General features: G+C 58.4%; 17 protein-coding genes and 2 pseudogenes. 8 read left to right on the top strand and 11 right to left on the bottom strand.

Going from position 1 to position 20,890, the window contains the following annotated elements; translation table 11 throughout:
- The first annotated feature begins 131 nt into the window (after window positions 1-131).
- The 5 genes and pseudogenes from N7578_RS22910 to N7578_RS22890 all read left to right on the top strand — a co-directional run bounded on the left by N7578_RS22910 (window position 132) and on the right by N7578_RS22890 (window position 6,333).
- Complete coding sequence (locus N7578_RS22910) at window positions 132-908, top strand: ImuA family protein (protein WP_422646743.1); 777 nt, start codon at window positions 132-134, stop codon at window positions 906-908.
- Window positions 829-2,340 (top strand): DNA polymerase Y family protein, encoded by a 1,512-nt coding sequence (locus N7578_RS22905; RefSeq protein ID WP_311112641.1) that lies wholly within the window; start codon window positions 829-831, stop codon window positions 2,338-2,340. The genes N7578_RS22910 and N7578_RS22905 overlap by 80 nt, the downstream gene beginning before the upstream one ends.
- A complete protein-coding gene (locus N7578_RS22900) occupies window positions 2,337-5,594 on the top strand; it encodes an error-prone DNA polymerase (RefSeq protein ID WP_311112640.1) in 3,258 nt (1,085 codons plus the stop codon). The genes N7578_RS22905 and N7578_RS22900 overlap by 4 nt, the downstream gene beginning before the upstream one ends.
- A gap of 140 nt (window positions 5,595-5,734) precedes the next feature.
- Window positions 5,735-6,019: pseudogene (locus tag N7578_RS22895) on the top strand (type II toxin-antitoxin system RelB/DinJ family antitoxin); the annotation flags it as partial.
- Window positions 6,020-6,038: 19 nt separating this feature from the next.
- Window positions 6,039-6,333 (top strand): annotated as a pseudogene (locus tag N7578_RS22890) (type II toxin-antitoxin system RelE/ParE family toxin).
- A gap of 123 nt (window positions 6,334-6,456) precedes the next feature.
- Here the strand turns inward: N7578_RS22890 and N7578_RS22885 are convergent.
- The 8 genes from N7578_RS22885 to N7578_RS22850 all read right to left on the bottom strand — a co-directional run bounded on the left by N7578_RS22885 (window position 6,457) and on the right by N7578_RS22850 (window position 12,993).
- Complete coding sequence (locus tag N7578_RS22885; protein ID WP_311112639.1) at window positions 6,457-7,299, bottom strand: Pnap_2097 family protein; 843 nt, start codon at window positions 7,297-7,299, stop codon at window positions 6,457-6,459.
- A complete protein-coding gene (locus N7578_RS22880) occupies window positions 7,296-8,552 on the bottom strand; it encodes an MSMEG_0569 family flavin-dependent oxidoreductase (protein ID WP_311112638.1) in 1,257 nt (418 codons plus the stop codon). Before N7578_RS22880 ends, N7578_RS22885 begins: the two co-directional genes overlap by 4 nt.
- A gap of 11 nt (window positions 8,553-8,563) precedes the next feature.
- Window positions 8,564-8,842: an MSMEG_0570 family nitrogen starvation response protein gene (locus tag N7578_RS22875; RefSeq protein ID WP_107341372.1), complete on the bottom strand. Its 279-nt coding sequence runs from the start codon at window positions 8,840-8,842 to the stop codon at window positions 8,564-8,566.
- A complete protein-coding gene (locus tag N7578_RS22870; RefSeq protein WP_311112637.1) occupies window positions 8,835-9,806 on the bottom strand; it encodes a sll0787 family AIR synthase-like protein in 972 nt (323 codons plus the stop codon). The genes N7578_RS22875 and N7578_RS22870 overlap by 8 nt, the downstream gene beginning before the upstream one ends.
- A complete protein-coding gene (locus N7578_RS22865) occupies window positions 9,806-10,345 on the bottom strand; it encodes an MSMEG_0567/Sll0786 family nitrogen starvation N-acetyltransferase (RefSeq protein WP_311112636.1) in 540 nt (179 codons plus the stop codon). Before N7578_RS22865 ends, N7578_RS22870 begins: the two co-directional genes overlap by 1 nt.
- On the bottom strand, window positions 10,342-11,460 hold the full coding sequence (locus tag N7578_RS22860; RefSeq protein WP_311112635.1) for an MSMEG_0568 family radical SAM protein: 1,119 nt from the start codon (window positions 11,458-11,460) through the stop codon (window positions 10,342-10,344). Before N7578_RS22860 ends, N7578_RS22865 begins: the two co-directional genes overlap by 4 nt.
- Window positions 11,453-12,442 carry a Nit6803 family nitrilase gene (locus N7578_RS22855; RefSeq protein ID WP_311112634.1) on the bottom strand — a complete coding sequence of 330 codons (990 nt, stop codon included), beginning with the start codon at window positions 12,440-12,442 and terminating at the stop codon, window positions 11,453-11,455. The genes N7578_RS22860 and N7578_RS22855 overlap by 8 nt, the downstream gene beginning before the upstream one ends.
- A 68-nt stretch (window positions 12,443-12,510) precedes the next feature.
- Window positions 12,511-12,993 carry an MSMEG_0572/Sll0783 family nitrogen starvation response protein gene (locus N7578_RS22850; protein ID WP_013637302.1) on the bottom strand — a complete coding sequence of 161 codons (483 nt, stop codon included), beginning with the start codon at window positions 12,991-12,993 and terminating at the stop codon, window positions 12,511-12,513.
- A 260-nt stretch (window positions 12,994-13,253) separates the two neighbouring features.
- Here N7578_RS22850 and N7578_RS22845 point away from each other — a divergent pair, with 260 nt between their 5' ends.
- Window positions 13,254-14,624, top strand: coding sequence for a PLP-dependent aminotransferase family protein (locus N7578_RS22845; protein ID WP_311112633.1), 1,371 nt, complete (start codon window positions 13,254-13,256; stop codon window positions 14,622-14,624).
- Between the two features lie 207 nt (window positions 14,625-14,831).
- On the opposite strand, the gene N7578_RS22840 is transcribed toward N7578_RS22845, so the two are convergent.
- The 3 genes from N7578_RS22840 to N7578_RS22830 form a co-directional block, all read right to left on the bottom strand.
- A complete protein-coding gene (locus N7578_RS22840; RefSeq protein ID WP_311112632.1) occupies window positions 14,832-15,215 on the bottom strand; it encodes a type II toxin-antitoxin system VapC family toxin in 384 nt (127 codons plus the stop codon).
- Window positions 15,212-15,412: a type II toxin-antitoxin system VapB family antitoxin gene (locus N7578_RS22835; protein ID WP_006699143.1), complete on the bottom strand. Its 201-nt coding sequence runs from the start codon at window positions 15,410-15,412 to the stop codon at window positions 15,212-15,214. Before N7578_RS22835 ends, N7578_RS22840 begins: the two co-directional genes overlap by 4 nt.
- 124 nt (window positions 15,413-15,536) lie before the next feature.
- A complete protein-coding gene (locus tag N7578_RS22830; RefSeq protein ID WP_311112631.1) occupies window positions 15,537-16,547 on the bottom strand; it encodes a LacI family DNA-binding transcriptional regulator in 1,011 nt (336 codons plus the stop codon).
- 193 nt (window positions 16,548-16,740) lie between these two features.
- Between N7578_RS22830 and N7578_RS22825 the strand changes: the two genes are divergently transcribed.
- Window positions 16,741-18,669, top strand: a complete 1,929-nt coding sequence (locus tag N7578_RS22825) for an ABC transporter substrate-binding protein (RefSeq protein WP_311112630.1) — start codon at window positions 16,741-16,743, stop codon at window positions 18,667-18,669.
- A 104-nt stretch (window positions 18,670-18,773) separates the two neighbouring features.
- Window positions 18,774-20,888, top strand: coding sequence for a family 10 glycosylhydrolase (locus N7578_RS22820; protein WP_311112629.1), 2,115 nt, complete (start codon window positions 18,774-18,776; stop codon window positions 20,886-20,888).
- Window positions 20,889-20,890: the final 2 nt, after the last annotated feature.

The following is a 20,890-nucleotide window of genomic DNA, read 5'->3' as shown; positions in this document are numbered from 1 at the left end:
TAATGCTGGGATAATATTCCTCAACCATGTGTTGCTTGACTCTTTTGCATCGTTAGAACAAAAAAAGAACAAATAGCCCGTACGACATGATGTCGATCCTTTGAACACGACCTTGAAGGGAGCCGTGAACGATGACTGCTGCCCGTACCCCCGGGGTCCCTGGAGGGGTCTTAGATGTGATCTGCGACTTGCGTGACCGCATTGCCTCGATGGAGGGCGGAGCCGCGAAACGGGCCGGAACGCTCGCCTTCGGTGTTCCGGAGATCGATGCGGCCTTGCCTGGCGGGGGCCTTGCCTATGGAGCCCTGCATGAGTTTGCGGGCGGCGGTTCGGGCACCGTAGACGGCGCGGCTGCCGCGCTTTTTGTCGCCGGCATAGCCGCGCGAACCAGAGGCCCCGTCATCTGGTGTCTGACGCGACCGGATCTGTTTTTTCCGGCGCTTGCCCAGGTCGGCCTTCATCCCGACCGCGTCATCTTCGTGGAGTCCGACAGGGAAGAGGATGTGCTGGCCAATATGGAGGAGGGGCTCTCGTTTGGCGGTCTCGGGGCGGTCGTCGGCGAACTTGTCCGCCTGCCGATGGTCAGTTCCCGACGCCTGCAGCTCGCCGCCGAGCGAACCGGGACCATGGCGCTTGCTGTCCGCCGATGGCGAAGGCAGACGGAGGCGAATGATTTTGGCCAGCCGACGGCGTCAACCACCAGATGGCGGGTGAGTGTGATACCGTCCGAGGAGCTGCCAGTACCGGGGGTGGGCAGGCCTCAATGGTTTCTGGAATTGATGCGCGTGAAAGCGGGTGAGTGTGCTGAGTTTCTCGTGAGAGCGTGTGATGACAAGGGTCGTATCCATTTATCTTCCGGATCTGCCGACGGATCGAATACGGCGCGCAGATCCTTCCATTCCGCCTGAACAGCCAATCGCGGTGATCGCCAAAAGCGGTTCCAAGCGATGGGTTTCGGCTGCCGACCCGGCTGCGAGAAAGGCAGGCGTGCATGTCGGCATGGCGGCGGCGAAGGCGCAGTCGCTGTTTCGTGGGCTGATGATGGTTGACGCTGATCCGCAAGCCGATCGCGTCGCTCTCGAACGCATCACGCTCTGGGCGCTGACGATCTATTCGCCAATCGTCGCCGTTGACGGGATCAATGGCATTGTCATGGATACCGAAGGTGCCGACCACCTGCAGGGCGGCGAGCTGTCAATGGTGACAAAGATCGCCAACCAGTTTCTGGGAGGCAAGCTGACTGCCCGTGTAGCGGTCGCCGACAGCTGGGGTGCAGCCCATGCCTGCGCCCGCGCCATCAACCGCGAGACGATTATCATTCCGACAGGCAAGACAGTCCGGGCGGTGGAAAAACTGTCGATCTCTCTGCTGCGCCTTGCGTCCAAGATCGTAAGCGATCTTCGCATTCTCGGCTTCCAGACCATTGGCGAGCTTCTCAACACGCCACGTGCGCCACTGACTTTGCGCTTTGGTCCGGAGATCGGCCGCCGTCTCGACCAGATGCTGTGCCGTATCGCCGAGCCTATCGAGCCGATCCGAACGCCTGAGCTGATCGAAGTCTCGAAAGCCTTCTCTGAACCGATTGGGGCTGCCGAAACGATCAACAAATATGTCGGCCGCCTCGTCGTCCAACTGGTCGATGAGCTTCAGAAGCGCGGTCTTGGGGTGCGCCGTGCCGACCTGATCGTCGAGAAGGTCGACGGTACCAGGCAGGCCATTCGCGCAGGCACCGCCAAGCCTGCCCGCGATATCGCCTGGCTGACGAAACTGTTTAGGGACCGGACCGAAAAGATCGAGCCGGGGTTCGGGATCGAAAAGCTGGTCCTGCTCGCCGTGATAGCCGAGCCTCTCGAGGAGGCTCAGAAAGCCTCTGCTCTGGTCGAGGATGACACCACCGATGTGACGCCGCTCATTGATATCTATGGAAATCGGGGCCAGCGGGTGTATCGCGTCGCACCGGTCGCCTCCGATGTGCCGGAACGCTCCGTGAAGCGGATCAGTCCCGTTGCTGAACCGATCGCTATTGCCTGGGTCAGCCATTGGCGCCGGCCGGTCCGGCTGTTGCCGCGGCCCGAGCTGATCGAGGCGATCGCGCTGATGCCGGACCGCCCACCAGTTTCCATCGTCTGGCGCGGCAAGCGCCGTAAGGTCAAACGCGCCGATGGCCCGGAACGCATCTTCGGGGAGTGGTGGCAGCGCGACGAGGAGATGGAGGCGGTGCGGGACTACTTTGTCATCGAGGACGAGGCAGGCGAGCGCCTGTGGGTGTTCCGCTCCGGTGACGGGGTGGATCCCGAAACCGGGTCCCATCGCTGGTTCTGCCACGGGATCTTCGCATGAGCTACGCCGAGCTCCAGGTCACGACCCACTTCAGCTTCCTGCGCGGCGCCTCCTCTGCCCAGGAATTGTTCGAGACGGCGAAACAGCTCGGTATCGATGCACTCGGCGTTGTTGACCGCAATTCGCTGGCCGGGATCGTCCGGGCGCTGGAAGCATCCCGCGCAACCGGTCTGCGCCTGGTCGTCGGCTGCCGGCTCGATCTCGCGGAAGGAATGTCCATGCTGGTCTATCCGATGGATCGAGCCGCCTATTCGCGTCTGACGCGGTTGATCACGCTTGGCAAATCGCGTGGCGGCAAGAACAACTGCATCCTGCACTGGGACGATATCGTCGCTTACTCCGAGAGCATGATCGGCATTCTGGTGCCTGATCTGCCGGATGCTACCTGTGCCGCACAGCTGCGCAAGATGGCTGAGTTGTTTGGCGATCGCGCCTACGTTTCGCTCTGTCTGCGTCGGCGACCGAACGACCAGTTGCGGCTGCATGAGATTTCCAACATGGCGGCACGGTTCGAAGTCAAAACCGTCGTCACCAATGACGTGCTGTTTCATGAGCCGGGCCGCCGGCAATTGCAGGACATCGTCACCTGTATCCGGCACAACACCACGATCGACGATGTCGGCTTCGAGCGCGAACGTCACGCCGACCGCTACCTCAAGCCGCCGGAGGAAATGGAACGCCTGTTTCCGCGCTACGCGCAAGCACTGGCGCGAACGGCGGAGATCGTACGGCGCTGCAAGTTTTCGCTTGAAGAGCTGACCTACCAGTACCCCGAAGAGGCCATTGTGCCGGGCAAGGATGCCCAAGCGTCTCTCGAGCACTATGTCTGGGAATGTATGCCGGACCGGTATCCGGAAGGTCTGCCTCCGGATGTGTTGAAGACTGTGCGGCATGAGCTCGATCTCATCCGCACCATGAAATACGCCCCTTACTTCCTGACCGTGTTTTCGATCGTGCGCTTTGCCAGAAGCCAGGGCATTCTCTGCCAGGGCAGGGGGTCCGCCGCCAATAGCGCCGTCTGCTATATTCTCGGCATTACCTCGATCGACCCCTCGACCAATGATCTCCTTTTCGAGCGTTTCGTCAGCCAGGAACGCGACGAGCCGCCGGATATCGATGTCGACTTCGAGCATGAACGGCGCGAGGAGGTCATTCAGTGGATCTACAAGACCTATACCAAGGACAAGGCGGCACTCTGCGCAACCGTTACCCGTTACCGGGCCAAGGGCGCAATCCGCGATGTCGGCAAGGCGCTCGGCCTGCCGGAGGATGTGATCAAGGCGCTATCGTCGGGCATGTGGTCCTGGTCAGAAGAGGTTCCCGACCGAAACATCAGGGAACTCAATCTCAATCCCGAGGACCGGCGTCTGGCGCTCACCCTGAAACTCGCGCAGCAGCTGATGGGTGCGCCGCGTCATCTTGGCCAGCACCCCGGCGGTTTTGTCCTCACCCACGATAGGCTTGATGACCTCGTGCCGATAGAACCCGCCACGATGAAAGACCGGCAGATCATCGAATGGGACAAGGATGACGTCGAGGCGTTGAAGTTCATGAAGGTGGACGTCCTTGCACTTGGCATGTTGACCTGCATGGCCAAGGCCTTCGATCTTATTCGAGAGCACAAGGGGGAAGATCTTGATCTCTCGAAGATCAGCCAAGAGGATGCGGCGACCTATGCGATGATCCGCAAGGCTGACACGCTCGGCACGTTCCAGATTGAAAGCCGTGCGCAGATGGCGATGCTACCGCGCCTGAAGCCCCGCACCTTCTATGATCTCGTCGTACAGGTGGCAATCGTGCGGCCGGGCCCAATCCAGGGCGACATGGTGCATCCCTACCTTCGTCGGCGCGAAGGCAAGGAGCCTGTCGAGTATCCCACCCCTGAGCTGGAGGCCGTGCTTGGCAAGACGCTGGGCGTGCCGCTGTTTCAGGAAAGCGCCATGCGGGTCGCCATGGTCTGTGCAGGCTTTACCGGCGGGGAGGCCGACCAGCTGCGCAAATCCATGGCGACCTTCAAGTTCACCGGCGGGGTCTCACGTTTCAAGGACAAGTTGGTTTCGGGGATGGTGAAGAATGGTTATTCGCCAGAGTTTGCCGAAAAGACCTTTTCGCAGCTGGAAGGTTTTGGCTCCTACGGCTTTCCGGAAAGTCATGCGGCCTCATTTGCGTTGATCGCCTACGCGTCGAACTACATCAAGTGCCATTACCCCGACGTCTTTTGCGCAGCCCTTCTCAACAGCCAGCCAATGGGCTTTTATGCTCCGGCCCAGATTGTCGGGGACGCGATCAAGCATGGCGTTGAGGTGAGGCCGGTTTGCGTCAACCGCTCGCGATGGGACTGCACGCTGGAAAGGATCGGCAGCACTGATCGACATGCTGTCCGGTTGGGTTTCCGGCAGGTGAGGGGACTGGCAGTTGCGGAGGCGGCGCGGATCGTTGCAGCGCGCATGAACAATGCGTTTGCCTCAGTCGATGATATGTGGCGCCGATCCAGCGTGCCGACCGAAGCGCTTGTCCAGCTTGCAGAGGCCGACGCCTTTCTGCCATCGCTGAAACTCGAACGACGCGATGCGCTCTGGGCGATCAAGGCTCAGCGCGACGAGCCCTTGCCGCTGTTTGCCGCCGCGGCCGAACGCGAGGCGACGGCGATTGCCGAGCAGCAGGAGCCAAAGGTCGCGCTCCGGCAGATGACCGATGGCCACAACGTCATCGAGGACTACAGCCACATCGGGCTGACTTTGCGCCAGCATCCAGTCGCCTTTCTGCGCAAGGACCTGTCGGCACGCAATATCATCACCTGTGCCGAGGCAATGAATGCCCGGGATGGCCAATGGGTTTACACCGCTGGACTCGTGCTGGTGCGGCAGAAGCCGGGATCGGCCAAGGGTGTGATGTTTATCACCATCGAGGACGAGACTGGACCGGCCAACGTTGTTGTCTGGCCCAACTTGTTCGAGAAGCGCAGGCGGGTCGTGCTGGGCTCCTCGATGATGGCGATCAACGGACGGATTCAACGGGAAGGGGAGGTCGTCCATCTCGTCGCCCAGCAACTCTTCGATCTCTCAGGCGATCTGGTTGGACTTGCCGATCGGGATACGGAGTTTAAGCTGCCAGCTGGTCGCGGCGATGAATTTGCTCACGGCGGCGGCGGGCCGGATTCACGCGATCGGCCAAAGCCGGTCGTCCCGCGGGACATGTTCACGCCGGATCTTCATATCGATACTCTGAAGGTGAAGAGCCGGAATTTTCAGTGATCGCAGCTTGAGATCCAGCGGTTGAAGGCTCTAATTTGTTCAACAGGCTTAGTAGAGTGATAAGCGGAGAAAGGCGGCGCAAATTTTACCTAGAAAGCGTCATTCAACTGCATTGCTATCTGTTGAATCTGTAGATAGCCATGGCCGCCAACGCACTCGTCCAAACACGGATTGATGCCGAAGTTCGTGATCGTGCTTCTCCAGTTCTTGAAAGCATGGGCCTCACGGTATCTGATGCGGATCGTATCCTGCTCGCCCGGACAGCTAATGAGCGGGCTTTGCCCCTTGAGTTTCTTTCGGGCAGTGAAACGCATGGAGCCTGGTTTCGCACCAAGGTGCTCGAAGCATTGAACGATACTCGGCCGGATTTATCAGACGAGGAAGTTGAGGCGCATTTTTCCGAGCGCCGAGCGGCAGCACGTCTTACGCTGGTGTGCCCAAATCGTGATACTTACTTGGTCTGCATTTGCGTTATCAGATCGCGACGCCATCTTCACATAAATTGAGGGCAGATCATCCTGTGGCCGCCGTTCTGATCGAGGAGCGGATTGTTGCAGTTACCCGTCGTTTACTCGATTTCCCGGGTAGTGGGCGCGTGGGCAGAACTGCTGGGACACGCGAACTCGTCATCGATGGTACGCCCTACGTCGCGGCATATGCCATTACTGAAACGACAGTTCGAATTCTTCATGTGCTTCATGGCGCACAGGAATGGCCAGAACATATGCCGCCAAGATAATCGAACCACCTCTCGGAGCCGGTGGTTCGATTTCTATCCCGAGCTAGATTAAGCAAGACGGTATCGCATTAGTTGCCGTAGCTGCATTTGAAGCCGGCATTTCCTGTCGACCGCGTCGCGGTGTTAAGCGGTTATAGAGCTGTTGTTGCCACTATCGAAACGTACGCGCATCAACGCCAATGGCCGAGATTCTGGGCCTTTCAGGAAGACATCGTGCCTTGAAGGCAGCTTTTTAAAGTTGATCTCTATCCATTCTTTTGGCTCCACATTGCCCAAATAAACTACATGTCGCGAGTTGATCATTCCGGTATGCTTCTCTTCTGCTTGGAACAGTGCCCGGTCCGCTAAAGCACTGTAGCTCGGGAAATAGAGAAGTCCGGCGGCATTGAAGTCTGTTGCCGGGCACGGCAGGATATTCTGGGTTTCTGACATAGCGAAAAGTCTACGATGGTCGTTGCGAATCGCTCGCGCGGCGGCCGAAGCCTGCTCGGCCAGGCGCCGGACCACGAGGGGAGGCTCAGGCGGCATCGCGAACGCTCGCGGGCTCCTTCGGACGACTGACTGGTTGATCCCGGGTTCAGACCGTCCCACAAAGGTTGAGATCAAAATCATTCGACCCACAATGTCGCTGCCTACGTAGATGCGGAGAAGCGACGCAAGACGCCCGTGACCGACACGGTAGAGATCCGCGGCCAGTGTCATCTCCCCGCCCATGCGCGCAAGATGCGGCCTTACGAACTGCAAGCTGGTCGCACAAAAAGCCGCATAGAGTGGCTCGCCCTCTGAGCAAGTGAAAACAGCATCCCGCTGCCCCATAGCGCGCGCAATCAGCCGCCAGTGCAAATCACCCGCACGTCGCTTGAGCCATTGCTCCGAAATACCGCTGTAGCCCATTTCCGCCATTCCGAGCACGTGGCGTTCGATGAGCTGCGTCGCTTCGTGTCTCGCGAGCTGAAACGTGCTCATGCGGCCAGCCTGTTCTTTTGGAGTGCGACTATTTGTTCGGCGAGATACCGGCTGTCCTCATCGATGCCAAGAAATCGGCCCGAGCCCCAGGTGTTCAACCAGCCAAGGCCGATGAAATACAGACCCGGTGCATCCGTTACTCCGCGACGGGACACAGGCTTTCCTCGTTGGTCCAGGCAGTCGACCTTTAGCCACGAGTAGTCAGGACGGAAACCAATCGCCCAGATGATCGATGTTATACCTGTCTGCGCCAAATCGACTTCGGTGATTTCTTGAGCGGGGCGCCAGACCTTTTCAAAGGGCGGCTCCTCTGGAGCAACGATTGCCTGCGCGGCGATCCATGCATCGATCTGCCTGCGTATACCCAGATAGCTCCGGTCAGCGTCATCGAGGTTCTTTTCGAGGTCGGGCAGGAACGTCATCGTTGTGCCCGAGGCACCCGCGACAGATCCGTACAGCCGCACGCCCTCGAGCGCATATTTACGCAGATCGATCTCCTTGCCGCCATCGCGCCCGGACATGTAATGGTTGGTCTGGGTGAGGGCCTTGATGGGATCGGGATGGGTATCGATTGTGACGCCATAGGTTCCAGCATCGTAAAGCCAGTCGGTTGCGTCGCGCCCGCGGTATTTGCGCGGGCTGCGCGGTGCGGGCCCTACTGCCAGGTGCACTGGACGACCTTCCAAATGAAAGTCGTCCATGATCTGCACACCAGATTGGCCCGTGCCCACAATCAATGTTCCGCCATCTGGAAGTTGCGATGGACGCCGATATTCGCGCGAGTGCATCTGTAGGATAGAGGCGTCCAGATCTGCCGCGTAGGGCGGCACGATGGGGTTGTCGTAACCGCCCGTTGCGATAACCACCTGATCAGCAGTCATTTCGCCGGAGGAGGTCGCGATTCTATATCCGCCACCGTCACGAGGCGAGACATCCGTGACGTCCACCCCCTCGCGCAGCGGTGGGCTAAAGCTTTCTGCGAAACCATCCAGATAGTCGACGATCTCCTGCCTGAGCATGAAACCATCTGGATCCGTGCCTTTATAGTGCCAGCCGGGCAGCCGGCACTGCCAGTTTGGCGTGACCAGACAGAAACTGTCCCAGCGATTGTTGCGCCAGCTTTCGAATTTACGGTGGCGCTCGAGGACGATATGCTCGATCCCCTCCTGCATGAGATACCAACTGACAGAAAGACCGGCCTGGCCGCCTCCGATGATGAGAACTGGTACGTGTGGTACATTGGCGTTGGTCATAACGAACCCTTTCATGACATCGAGAGGCAGGTGACCTTAGCGTCAGCCGGCTGAGCGGCGGCTGTCGTTTCAATCTTTGCCAGTTGATCGAGTGCGGAGGAGCAGGCGAAGCCGAATTTGGCGGCGACGCGGTCCGATGCCTCGTTCAAACCGGTGCGCGCACGTTCGACAAATTCAGTCAGCGGATAGGTGCATCCTGCTTCGAGATGGCGCGTTATGGCGGTCGAGGGCGAGTAGCAGCTCTCCTCCGTTCCATCAGGCCATCGGATGGTGAAGCGAACTTCAGGCATGGGCTATCTCCTTTGCCAGCGCGATATAGGGGGCCGTTGCGTAGTCCCAGAACGTTGCCCGGGCGCCACCACTCGTCAGATCGATCCGGGAGTTGTCCGTTGCATGCCCGATGGCTGCGGCGCTGATGCCCCGAGCAGCAAATACTGAACAGACCTCGTCCGTCCGTTTTGGCCGAACCGAAAGGAGGAAGCCAAAACTCGGAAATGTGCGCAGCCAGCGGTCGACTGCTACACCTGCCGGGAGCGGGATGTCAGCAAGCTCGATGTCGAACCCGCATCGGGAGGATTCAGCTAACATAAGCGCGGTGCCGGCAATCCCGCCTTGGCTGATGTCTTTTCCAGCATCCACCAGACCAGCCTCGGCAAGCTCCGGCAGCACCTCGTAGTCGCCACGCAGCCGTTCATGAGGTGCGTCAAGGGCCGCGCACCAGTTGTCGAAGTTCGGCCGGTAATGCCCGCGATGATCGACGGCTGCGATAAGCACATCTCCAGGGGCGGCCGTGAAGCTCGAAATCAGCCTCTTTGCACGTCCCGTGACGGAAACGGCAAGATTGAGATCCTTGCTGCGGAGGTTGGTATGCCCGCCGACGATTGGCACGCCGTAGGCCATCGCTGCGTCGCGAAGGCCGGCAAGCAGGGGCTCGGCGGATGCTGTATCCGGAGCCCACACGGCGTCGAGCAGTGCGGTCGGGCGTCCTCCCATCGCTGCGATGTCCGAAAGGTTCACCATTACGCCGCACCAGCCGGCAAACCACGGATCGTCCTGCACGAACTGCGGCATAAAACCTTCGCCCGCCAGCAGATCCCAGGTGCCGTCCAGGGCTGGAATTGCCGCGGCGTCGTCGCCGGGCATTCCGGATGTTCCGGAGGATAGCGAAAGCGCGCGTGTCGTCGCCGCGATGTCGAGTTTGCTGCGAATAGACGGGTGGGCTGCCAGTGCTGCCGCCAAGGCATATAGGTCCATCATGACCTCCGCGCTCTGGCGGACCAGCCGATGGTCGGGTCGCATGTGGGGGGATAGTGCTCGAGTGAAGCCAGCATGTGCATGTGGCGCACGCCATGCAGGTCGATTTCTCCTTGCGGCTCCCAATGCAGGCGCCGAAACAGGGGTACATTCTGAAGCTGGACATGGGCGTGAAACTCGCTGCACCCGAGACCGTTCGCCGTGCTCACCGCAAGGCGGATAAGCTCCGCTCCCAGCCGACCAACTCTGCGATATGCCGGAGCAACCGCCAGTCGCGAGCCCCACCAGATGCCAGCAGACGGTTCATGAATCCGGACCGTTCCCACAACCTCCGCAGGCTCGGCGGCCAATGTGGCGATGGCTACCAGCGGGATTGCCGCATTGTCGATTTCGTCATGGTCGTTGCCGACGAATATGCGCTGCTCTTCCACGAATACCTGATACCTGAGACGCGATACGCCTTGCAGTTCCCAAGGTTCAGATGCTGCGCGGATCAGGAATTCCGGGCTGATAAACGCTGAATGATCCATGTGGCTCATGCCGGAACCCTCAGCTTTTCGTAGGTGGACAAGGCCGAGCAGGCGCCGCATTTGCCGCAGCCTGCCTTGATGTCCGATGCCTTCAATCCGCCATCGATGACGATCTGCGCCAGGGGGGCAAGGATCGAGGCCATGAACTCGGATTTCGGTGCAGGGTGGCTTTCAAGGGGTGTTCCGGAGATCGGCACGAATGGCACCACGAACGGATAGACGCCCAAAGCAACGAGGCGTGTCGACATTTCCAGAATTGCCTCGCGGGTATCGCCCAAGCCCGCGAGGATGTAGGTGGAGACCTGTCCGCGCCCGAACACCTTGACCGCCGCCTCGAAGCTGGAAAAATACTTCGTGAGAGGAACGCTGGCCTTGCCCGGCATGATCCGGTCGCGGACTTCAGCGGTCACCGCTTCAAGGTGCATCCCCAATGCGTCTGCGCCGGCATCCTTCATCCGCTGGTGCCAGATATCGTCTTCCGGCGGCTCGCATTGCACTTGGATCGGCAGATCGACGACCGCCTTCACAGCACGGGCGCTTTCTGCCAAAACGGCAGCACCACGGTCCTTGCCCGCAGGGGTGCCGGTGGTCATCACCATATGTTTTACGCCGTCGAGTTCGACTGCCGCCTTTGCGACCTCCGCCAGTTGCGCAGGAGTTTTGTGCGCGACAGTCCGGCCGGCTGCAAGGCTTTGCCCGATCGAACAGAACTGACAGGTCTTCTTGCGGCTTTCATAACGAATGCAGGTCTGCAGAATGGTGGTGGCAAGAACGTCGCGCGAATGAAGAACCGCGATCTTGTTGTACGGAATGCCGTCTGCCGTGATCAGATCGTAAAATCGCGGCCGATTGGGAAATCGAATTCGGGCAACTTCGGATCCTTCCCTGGTGATGCGCGCACGGCCGTCGGCGTCGGGAGCTTCCACGAGATAGGGACTGTCGAATGCCGGCGCGGTATGTACCGGCACCATGACGGTTGTGTCGCCGAAATTGACCGCCTTATGGTCGGAGGGGCCTGCGCCACCGCGCCTGCTCTCGTGGCCGGCCCGGGGATCCACGAGACGCATTCCTCGTGTCTGGAGATCGTTGATGAGTTCCGGATCTATCGATGGTAGCTCACGCATCCTGAGCCTCCTCAAATGGCTTGCCTTGCTCTGCTTCGGAGAAATCCTTTGAAAGGTCGATCTGCTCGAGTACGCGTGCGGGCCTCGTGTCATGGACGAGGTGCAGCAGTTCGGGCCGTGCATAGTGTCCGACCGAATCCATCATCCGCTTGCGTTTGGTGATGAGCCGCATATCCAGATCGCCGATCAGGATGCCTTCGCCCGAGGTCAGGGGCGGGACGACGTGGCGGCCTTCCGGGGTAATGATGCAGGTCATGCAGCCGTCGCGCAGTCCCTTCTGCAATGCGGGATCCGGGTGAATGGAGGCGATCTGATCCTCGCCCAGCCAGCCGGTGGCATTGACCACGAAACAGCCCGATTCCAGCGCATGGTGGCGCATGGTGACTTCGATCTGTTCGCCAAAAATCGGACCGACCAGAGATCCTGGAAAATGTGAGGCATGGATTTCTTCGTGCTGTGCCATCAGCGCGTAACGAGCGAGCGGATTGTAGTGCTCCCAGCACGCCAGTGCGCCCATGCGGCCAACGGCAGTGTCGACAACCTTCAAGCCGGCTCCATCGCCTTGGCCCCAGACCATCCGCTCGTGATAGGTCGGAGTGATCTTCCGGCGCTTGAGTTTCAGGCTGCCGTCGGCGTCGAAGATTAGTTGGGTGTTGTAGAGCGAGCCATGATCGCGTTCGTTCACACCGAGCACGATCACAACACTGCGTTTGCGGGCGGCATCGGCGACGGCGCGGGTTTCCGCGGACGGGACCGTGACAGCCTCCTCATAGAGCCGCAGGTGCTCTGGACCCTGCTGCATGGGCGGCAGGACAAAACTGAAATACGGATACCAAGGCACAAAGGTTTCCGGAAATACGATCAGCTCGGCGCCTTTGTCAGCGGCTTCGGCGATCGCATTCAGGACCCGCTCGACAGTGCCGGCGCGCGAGGTTAGGTCGGGCGCGATCTGGACGGCGGCGGCACGTACTGTTTTGGGCATGACTGGCTCCTACATATTGCCTGGAACAGTGCACCCCGTTCGCAGCGGAACGGGGTGTCGAGGTCAAATCATACGGTCCATGTGTCGATAATCAGGGCGTTGGCCTTCTTGTGCAGAAGCACGCAATCCAGCACGTCCTGAGGCAGGATAGGGATGATGCCGGGTATCAGAGCCGGTTCGCCGTGCCCATAGAGCGCCTGCAACGCGAAGCGACATGCGTAGACCTTGCCGCCTTCCTTCATGAAGCGCTCGAGGTTCTTGTTGAAGTTCAGGTGACCCGGAAAGGCTTCGTCTCCGAGCTTGGGGAAACCTCGCTGGATCCCCAATGTCACGCCCGGACCGTAGAGAAGGATCGAAGTCTCGTAGCCTTTCCGCTGCAGGCGAATGGCATTGAGAATGTTTACAAGCCCGATGGAGCCTTCGAACGCCACCGTGTGGAAGGTTACGAGCGCCTTCTCACCGGGATCAGCCTTAACATCCTCGAAAACCTTGGACTCGTAATCGACAAAGAAGTCACCATCCTTATGCGGCGGCTGCGTTACTTCAGGCATGTCTGCATCTCCTTATGCGGGGTTAATGCAGAAACGATACGAACGAAATTGTATGAATCAATAGTCAGTTTATTATGCATACAATAATTCTTTGATGAAACGTAATTCTGCACATTGGGTATACGTTGTGCTCAAATAATAGCGGGAAAATCAGCTTTTATGCTCAATTTATGATCGAGGATTCATTGTCAAATCAACACTTGAAACCGCACCGGGTTGTCCATACAATATGAAACAATCGATATTTGAGGTATGGTAAAATGTTGAAGTGGCTCCCTGAACTTCGTCCTGACGGCAAGCCTCGTTATCTTCAGATTGCGGACGCGATCGAGCTTGCGATCAAACGAGGCGATATCGCCGCTGGAGACCGATTGCCGCCACAACGCAGGCTCGCCGAGCGTCTCAAGATCGACTTTACAACAGTCAGCCGCGCCTACACCGAGGCGCATTCCAGACGTCTCGTGGAGAGCCATGTCGGAAGAGGTACTTTTGCACTGGGCCGCCCGAAAGAGGAGCATCGCATCGATCCGCGCCGCGCCGGGGACGAGGATCTGTCGATGAACATGCCTCCCGAACCGCAGGACCCGGATCTCGTGGCGAGAATGCAGGAAGGGCTGCAGACTGTTTCAGCAAACCTTATTTCCCTTCTCCGCTACCAGTCGACGACCGGCGGAGAGCAGGATAAGGCCGCGGCATCGTCATGGCTATCAAAAAGGGGAATGGTGCCAAGTCTCGAGCGGATCGCGATCACCCCGGGAGCGCACGCCACGATGACAGCGCTTCTTTCGACGATGACCAGACCGGGCGATGTCATCCTGTGTGAGGCGGTGACGTATCCCGGTTTGCGGGCGATCGCAGCCCGCATGGGATTGCAACTCGTCGGAATTGCGATGGACGCTTCCGGCGTTCTGCCCGATGCGCTTGACGCGGCTATTCATTTGCACCAACCGAAAGCGCTATATCTCAATCCCACGGTTCAAAACCCCACGACGTTGACGATTCCCCGGGGCCGGCGCATGGAAATCGCCGAAGTGTTGCTGCGGCACAGGCTCCCGTTGATTGAGGATGATGCGTATGGTTTCATTCCGGCTGCGGCACCTGTCCCTTTTGCTACTCTGGCTCCCGATCTTACTTGGCACATTGGCGGCCTGGCAAAATGCCTGGGCGCAGGCCTGCGCCTCGCTTACACGGTCTCACCTAACGCCAAGGCTGCGTATTCCCTGTCCCAGGCAATGAGGGCTAGTGCTGTGATGCCTTCACCGATCTGCATGGCGCTCGCGACGCGGTGGATTGAGGACGGGACGGCAGATGCTATTCGCCACTTTGTCCGTTCGGAAAGCGCTTTTCGCCACAATATTGCGGTTGACACTCTTTCGGGGCTCGACATCAAGGGTGAGCCTGAAGCTTTCAATATTTGGCTAAAGTTGCCAAAAGGGGCGAGCAGGGCGGAACTCATGGGACGGATGGCCGGTCGTCACGTCGGGCTGATGCCATCAGACGCATTTACTGTTCTCGGCGCACCTGACGAACATGTCAGAGTGTGTCTCGGGGGCATCGTCAACCGCGAACAGCTGCGCGCCGGATTGCTGTTTATGGCAAACTCGCTTTCTGACGCTGGTTGGATGGGCTGAAGGCTGGCTCAGCTCAGAGCAAGAATGGCAGCTATCGCTTGGCAATTTTATAAGCCGGTTTGTGCAAAATCGGCCCCAAATCAGTCGTTCAGTTGAGCCAAGTTTTTGGTTAGCCTGCAGATCTTGTGCCGAGGGAGTTTATAACAGGGGCGCTGGTTCTGATCCCTTCAAAAGCGGAATTGCACTCAAGGGTTTGTAACTTCGTTTCTAATGAGGAGTTTGCGGAGAGGGATAAAGCGCCGCCCCAACCTTCCGAGCGGCGGCCGCTAGGCGCTTATCCCTCGTCCACAAGCTGGATCGACGGTCCAGGAGAGTTGAAGTCAACAAATGTGCATCAGTATAGCCGATCCCCATGCTGAATATCGAATGGCGATCAATGACTGTCATCACCTCTGCATGGGTTGCAACTACCGCTTCACGCTGAGCTGTGAGAAACGCTAACACCGCATCCCGTTCTCGCAGACTACCCAAGGCCAGTTCACCTACAACGAAAGGGTGGCAAAGCAGCTGATCATCTCCGATGATTTTGACGAGCTCCGGGTCTACGTGTCGGAAATGATCAATCCAGATTGAACTGTCGACAAGGATCACTTCCCCACTTCGCTCCGGCGGCGAGGCGCTGCCTCAGCCTCAGGCATGGTGCCTCCAAGAGCGATTAGCCGCTTGCCAGACTCGACTCGCACCAAAGTCTCCAGTGCTTGACGCACAAGAGCCGCCGTTTCCTTCGTGCCCGTTAGGGACTTTGCTCTTTCCATAAGGCTGTCGTCGAGATTGATGGTTGATCGCATAACTAGCTCCGAAACGTTGATATGCATGTAGCACCAATTGGTGCGGAAATCTACGCCCATCAAGTCCGCATTTTTTTGCCTATTGCAGTTGCGGTTCGAATCTCTTCAAGACAGCTAACTTTAATCACTCGATGGCAGTCAACCATTTCGAATGTCTTGGAGCGACGCCTGATGACCTTCGCTCAATAAAGGTTGATGCAATAAGAATGCGCCTTGCGAGGACCGGCTGACCTTGTGTTTCGATGCGTTCCAAAAGTAGCCGCATGGCTGTCGCGCCCATTTCTGCACCCTGTACCTTGATGGTTGTTAAGTGAGGGGATATCTGGGTCGCGGCAGAAAAGTCGCCGAAGCCTACAACGGACATGTCTTCTGGAATACGGTAACCACGCGCCAGGAGTTCGGAAACAGCGGTGAGTGCCAGTCCATCGTGAGCGCAGAACAGGGCTGTCGGTGCGATATTGGCATTGTGAAGACTTTGTAGCGCAGGGATAAATCCGCCATCTTCGTCAAAGCGTAAATCGTGTAACCTTGCATCGGGGTATTGGTCCAGACTTTCCCTTAGTCCGTGATAACGTTCCATACGTCCGCGATAGCCTTCTTTACCCTGAACGAAAGCGATGTCGCGATGCCCGAGCCCGAATAGATAATCGCCAACCGCAATCCCCGCCTCATGGTCGGTGCCGCCGACGTGGTCGGCCTGTTCGAGGGGAGATACCCAACCGAGCCGGACCGACGGGACGCCGGACGCTTTGACGATGTCCAGCGTTGTCTGTTCGTGCGGCCCAACAAGAATTATGCCGGCGCTATCCTGCACCATCGCCTCGACCCTGTCTGCATCATGCGTCCACTGCAAACGTACCGGCTGGCCGAGCCGATGCGCCTCCTTCTGCATGCCGTCCTGCAGCATGGTGCGCAACTCATAGCTGACGCTATCAACCTGATCGTGAAAGATGAGGGTGATCGCGCGCTGCTCGTCAGCGGGCTTCTGGCGCTGGTAGCCCAACATGGCGGCAGCGTCCTCGACGCGTTTGCGCGTCGCCTCGCTGACCCCGGCTTTTCCTGAGAGCGAGCATGAGACGGCAAATTTCGACAAGCCGGTATGGTTGGCGATGTCCTGCAGTGTCACTTTACGCATAGCGCCTCCTCGCATTGTGATGCCGCGCAAGAAATAAATTTAACATAACGCTTTACCTAACAAATTACATAATAGAAGCTAAAATAATGCGGACATGCAAGCTATCTTTGTAGCGGCGCGGCCGTTCAAAAATTGCGGATCGATCCTGAGGAGGAGAGGCCATTCCGCGATGCGTGACTGGAGGAGGAAACAGATGCAAGGATTCAATCGCCGCGCGTTTCTCGCTGCGGGCACCGCTGCCGTCATACTACCCGCTTTGAAAGCCTTGGCGCAGACGAGCGCCGTCAAAGACCCGGCCATGCTGGATGCCATTGTAAAAGAGGGCAAGCTGCCAGCCGTTGCAGACCGCCTGCCGCTCAACCCGCTGGTCGTCACACCGCTGGACCGCGTCGGAACACACGGAGGTGACTGGAACAGCGCAATCGTCGGCGGCGGGTCCCTGTCGATGCTCTTCCGATACCAGGCTTACGAGCCCCTGTTGCGATATATGCCGGACTGGTCGGGAGTGGTACCGAATGTCGCAGAGCATTACGAGAGCAACGCCGATGCCACCGAATTTACCTTCAGGCTGCGCAAAGGCATGAAGTGGTCAGACGGCGAACCGTTCACCACGGAAGACATCATGTTCTGGTACGAGGACATCTTCAATTACGAGGGCCTCAACGATATCGGCCAGAACCATCTGCGCGCGGGCGGAAAAAAGGCCCGTTTCGAGGCGTTGGACGATGTGACGTTCAAAGTAATTTTCGCCGCTCCCAACGGTCTGTTTCCCCTGCGGCTGGCATGGGCCAACGATGACCAGACGACCCGCGCGCCGAAACATTATCTCAAGCAGTTCCACATCAAGTACAACCCGAACGCCGAACAGGAAGCCAAGACCAAGGGCGCGTCCGGGTGGATTCAACTGTTCCAGCGCGAAGCGGGCCTCGTCGTGGACAACGAGTTCTTCCAGAATTCGCAGCGCCCCGTCATCCATGCCTGGAAGATGGCGGTCGCACCGGGACAAAGCACCGACCGCGCCATTGCCGAGCGCAACCCGTTCTACTGGAAGGTCGACACCGAGGGAAATCAACTGCCCTACATTGATCGCATCGTCTACCAGATGGTTGCCGATGCGCAGGTCTTGCTGTTGAAGGCGATGCAGGGCGAGATCGATCTGATGGACCAGTATATCGCCACGCCAGCCAATAGGGCCGTGCTTTACGATTCGCAGGAGCAGGGTGAGTTCGGTCTGTACACGCTCACATCGACCGAAACAAACGAGATGGTGTTCCAGCTCAACCTCAACCACCCGGACAATACCAAGCGCAAGCTCTACGGCAACAAGGATTTCAGGGCAGCGCTCTCGATGGCGCTGGATCGGCAGGCGATCATCGACACGGTGTTCATCGGCCAAGGAACGATTTCGCAACCCGCCGTGCGGGCGGAAGATCCCCTTTACAACGAACGTCTGGCCACGCAGTTTACCCAATACGACCCCGATGCGGCCAACGCCCTGCTCGACAAAATCCTTCCCAACAAGGATGGTGAAGGTTTCCGGCAGGATGAAAACGGCAAGCGGGTGACGATCATATTCGAGATCGATCAGGCTCGAACTACCTTCCTCGACATCTTCCAACTGGCACTGCCGATGTTTCATGCGGTGGGCGTAGATGTGCAGATGCGAAGCATGGACCGTTCGCTGTGGGAGGTCCGGGTGCGTCAGGGCATCGACTATGACGCCACCGCGCACCGCTTCGGCGGCAATGGCGGCATCGCTGCGATCCTCGATCCGCGCTATTTCATTCCCAACACAACCGAAGCGCTTTACGCCAAAGGATGGCAATTGTGGTACCGCGATCCTGCGTCCAAGGGCGCGGTCGAGCCGCCGCAGCCGGTCAAGGATGCACTGGCGCGTTATGACCGAGTGCTGGGCTCGCCGGACCCGGACGTGCAACGCAAGCTGATGGCCGAAATACTGGAGATCGCTGCCGACCAGTTTTACGTCTTCGGCGTCTGCCTGCCCAGTGACAGCTATGGCGTGGTGAAGAACGACATGCAAAACGTTCCCAAATCCATGCCGAATTCGTGGGGATATCCGACGCCGGGGCCTGCCAACCCGGAAACCTTTTTCAAGGCCTGATCCCATCGCCACATTCCGGCAACAACTGAACCGGGATGGGCAGATCAAACCGTTTCATGCGCGCCCGACAGGCGCGACGGCATTCTATTGTCACTGGAGACCACATGTTGCATAGACCAAACGCCATATCCGAAGGTGCCGTTCGCTCTCAGGAATGGTTCAAATCCGCCACCCGCTGGACGCAATTGACCTTTGCGGAGGACGATCCGGCGAAATATGATCCGGAATTCTGGATCGATGTCTTCAAGCGCACTAAGTCGAATGCGGTCTGCCTTTCGGCTGGCGGCTATATCGCCTATTATCCGAGCGAAATCCCCCTGCATTACGTGTCCAGTTTCATCGGCGACACCGATCCGTTCGGCACCATTGTGGAAGGCGCGCGCAAGTTGGGAATGCACGTCATGGCGCGTGTCGATCCGCATGCGATCCATGCAGATGCGGCGCAAGCACATCCAGAATGGGTGGCGATCAATCCGGATGGAAGCCCGCGTGAACATTGGGCATTTCCTGGTATCTACGTCACCGATGCGCTGGGAAGCTATAATCGCGACTTCACCACCGACGTCATTCGTGAAGTCGTGACCAAGTATGACGTCGATGCTGTATTCGCCAACCGCTGGCAGGGGCATGGTGTTTCCTACAGCGAAGACAATCGCAAACGCTTCAGGCAGGAAACAGGCTTTGATCTGCCCTTGAAACCGGATGCGACCGATCCTGCCTGGCAAGCATGGGCCGCATGGCGCAGACGCATTCTAACCGAACTCGTGGTCCATTGGGACGAGACGGTCAAATCCATCCGTGCCCATGCCAGTTTCATTCCCAATATGAGCGGGTCGTCTCTGATGGAATTCGATCTTTCGCTCATTCAGAAACATTGTCCGATCCTGTTCGTTGACCATCAGGCGCGCCAAGGCGTGGAGGTCGGCTGGTCTGCCGGACGCAACGGCAAACGCATTCGTGGAACGTTCCGCGACCGGCCCGTTGGCCTCATCACCTCGATCGGTCCCGAAGAAGAATACCGATGGAAAGATTCAGTCCAGAGCAGCGAGGAAATCAAGCTCTGGATTCACGATGGCATGGCGCAGGGCCTGTTCCCCTGGTTCACCAAATTCAATGCCTGCGTTCCCGACGACCGCTGGGTACGGCCGGTTGCGGAAGCCTTCAATCTTCACGCAGACATCGAGCCGCATGTGGAGGGGCTGAAGCCAACTGCCGAAATCGCCATTATCGATCCCTCAACGACGTTGCGGCACTGGGCTCCGGAGCAACGTCATATTGCCGAACATAATGATCTCGGTTTTTATCATGCGTTAGTCGAGGCACGAATTCCGTTCGAATTCCTTTCCGATCAGGTGATGACCCCGGATGCGCTTGATCGCTTCAAGCTCATCATTCTGGCCAATGCAACCTACCTGTCTGACGGTCAGTGTGCGGCCATCGAGCAATATGTGCGGCGCGGCGGGTCGGTCGTGGCCGCGCATGAGACATCTCTCTACAATGAAATCGGCAAGCGGCGCGATGATTTCGGCCTGTCGAATGTCTTCGGTGCCTCGCTGACAGCGGCGCCTCGTGGCCCGGTGAAGAACACCTATGTCGCGCTTTCCGATCCGCACCCATTGAACGAGGGTTACGACGGCGCCGCGCGCATCATTGGCGGCACTCACATGATTGCTGTCGATGCCAAGTCGGAAGCTGAAACGCCGTTCCTTTACGTCCCCGATTTTCCAGATCTGCCTATGGAGGAAGTCTACCCGCGTGAAGCTCCGAGCGGCGCTGCCGTTGTTGCGCGTGAGACGGGCCATGGAGGTCGTGCGGTCTACATTCCATGGAACATCGGCGAGGTCTTCTGGAAAGTGCTTGCACCCGATCACGGCAGGCTGATCGCAAACGCCGTGAACTGGGCTCTTGGTCAGGACCATCGTGTGACGGTTGAAGGAAAGGGAATCATCGACATCGCCGTTTATGAAAGCGAAGATGCCATGGCGATCTTCCTCGTCAACCTTACCAACCCGATGATGATGAAGGGCCCCTTGCGGGAGGTCTACCCGATCGGCGAACAGACGCTATCGATCGAACTGCCGAAGGGTCGCACGTCTGCTTCGGTGAAATTGCTGGTGAAAAACGAGGCTGCGTCCTGCAAGATCGTTGGCAACCGTGCAGAAATCACCGTGCCTTCCATCCGGGACCTCGAGACGGTTCATCTGACCTGGCAATCATAAGA

Source organism: Agrobacterium tumefaciens, assembly GCF_031801495.1.
Lineage (GTDB): Bacteria > Pseudomonadota > Alphaproteobacteria > Rhizobiales > Rhizobiaceae > Agrobacterium > Agrobacterium tumefaciens_K.
This window is presented reverse-complemented; position numbering and strand designations above follow the sequence as displayed.